At 58.0% G+C, this 2,073-nt stretch carries 3 protein-coding genes; all 3 read left to right on the forward strand.

Going from position 1 to position 2,073, the window contains the following annotated elements:
* The first annotated feature begins 1 nt into the window (after nt 1).
* Nucleotides 2–547 (forward strand): recombinase family protein, encoded by a 546-nt coding sequence (locus GEU01_RS21095; RefSeq protein ID WP_343204072.1) that lies wholly within the window; start codon nt 2–4, stop codon nt 545–547.
* A 125-nt stretch (nt 548–672) separates the two neighbouring features.
* Complete coding sequence (locus GEU01_RS21100) at nt 673–1,713, forward strand: TraC family protein (protein WP_198284513.1); 1,041 nt, start codon at nt 673–675, stop codon at nt 1,711–1,713.
* Between the two features lie 46 nt (nt 1,714–1,759).
* Nucleotides 1,760–2,073, forward strand: a 314-nt coding sequence (locus GEU01_RS21105) for a helix-turn-helix domain-containing protein (protein WP_019087064.1), incomplete at its 3' end; no start/stop codon positions are given.

Consider the following 2,073-nt stretch of genomic DNA (forward strand, 5'->3'; position numbering starts at 1 on the left):
CCTGCGTGCCGCCGGTATCGAGCCAGGTAATATTTATGATGATCGTGCATCCGGTAGCCGCGATGATCGGCCCGGCTTAGCTGCATGCCTCAAATCCTTGCGCGACGGCGATGTGCTGGTGGTCTGGAAACTCGATCGCCTCGGGCGCTCGCTCGCCCACCTGGTCAACACCGTGAAGGATCTGTCAGACCGCAGGATCGGCCTGCGTGTGCTGACCGGAAAAGGCGCTCAGATCGACACCACGACCGCATCCGGCCGCATGGTGTTCGGTATCTTTGCCACTCTGGCCGAGTTCGAGCGGGATCTGATCCGCGAGCGCACCATGGCTGGCCTTGCCGCAGCCAGAGCGCGCGGACGAAAGGGAGGGCGAAAATTCGCCCTGACCAAAGCACAGGTGCGTCTCGCCCAGGCCGCCATGGCGCAGCGCGACACGTCTGTTTCCGATCTGTGCAAGGAACTCGGGATCGAGCGCGTCACTCTATACAGATATGTCGGACCGAAGGGCGAGCTCAGGGATTATGGGAAGCGCGTTCTCAGCTTAGCGTAGGATTTCGCCCCCTCCCGCAAACGACCCCTTTTACATTCGGAGTTGGGCCTACAGGATCAGGAAAGACCTTTTTCAAGAATACTCTTACGAGCCACTTCCTGAAATACGGCGGTTATGTCCGGTCATTGGATATTGATGCAGGATCGGAACCGATAGCCCATGTGTTCGGGGACGATGGGGGCATTATTCGCCTTGGCACTTCGGATCATGGCGAGATCCGGGGGATTGATCCATTTGTCTCTTATACCGGGCCACACGACACCGCGTTTACCAGCCATATCATTGACCTGTGCCGCCTTTTGCTGGAAGCGAACGATACCCCCGAAAATAGGGTCATGACTTCACGGGAGCAGCGGGATCTTGACGATGCAATCATGGCAACGCTCGAAATCGGGAACCCTTCGCTTCGATCATTCCGCTATATGCTGGCTCACCTACCAAATGATCTGAAAGAGAAGTTTCAGCGGTGGATGGGCGGTGGTGTCTATGATGGCATTTTCAATGCCAAGCATGACGGATTGGGAGATTCACGCAAGCGCATTGGCATTATCAACCTGCATAAATTCAAAGAGACACAGCGGGTTATCAAGCCAGTCCTGATGGATCTGTTCTACCGTGTCACAACCCTTTTTGAAGATCCGGCCCTGCGGCATGTTCCAAAGCAACTAGACGTGGATGAAAGCCATCTTCCTCTCTCGGTACCGGGCTTTAGCGAGAGGCTTATCAGCAAGGCCCGCACATGGCGTAAACATCTGTCCGGTATAACCATGTGGACCCAAGGGGCGCAGGACTACAAGAGTATTCCAGATTGGGACGTGCTGCGCGGCGCTGCCACGCAATTCGTATTTCTGGCCGATCCCAAGATGGACGAAGACCTATACATGGACACGTTCAAGATTTCGCCGGGCGTCGTGAATATGATCCGGCATCTGCAAGCACGGAAAGAAGCCGTGATCGTCCAGCCGGATCTTGATGTAGCAAAAGTGGTGCGGCTGATTACTGAACCAGAGCAATACATCATCAATACGTCCCACCCGCGCGAAGCCGCCGAGCGTGACGCGCTGATGAAGGAATACGGGCCAGAGGAAGGGCTACGCCGTGCGACCGCGCTGCACCTGGCACGGATAATACCAAAGGACGTAGCCACTGACTCGTGTGTGAAGTGACAAACGGCGCTGGCTCTGATTCTCTTGATGCGGGAGGATCTGGCTGATGACGAGGGCGGTGAAGCTACGGGATGACTATTCGGCCTCTGATCTGAGGCGACTTGCGGCGCGTAGCCGGCAGGCGAACGCTGCGCGCCGGCTTCTGGCCCTGGCAGCAATCCGTGACGGGGCGAGCCGGACGGATGCGGCCCGCGTGGGCGGCATGGACCGCCAGACGCTGCGGGACTGGGTCCACCGCTTCAATGCTGAAGGGCCGGATGGCCTGCGCGATTATCAGCATCCGGGACCAGCCTGCCGTTTGAACGGGGCACAGCAGGCCGAACTGAAGGCGCTGGTCGAGGCCGGGCCCGATCGGCAGCG

This window comes from Komagataeibacter europaeus LMG 18890 (assembly GCF_000285295.1).
Lineage (GTDB): Bacteria > Pseudomonadota > Alphaproteobacteria > Acetobacterales > Acetobacteraceae > Komagataeibacter > Komagataeibacter europaeus.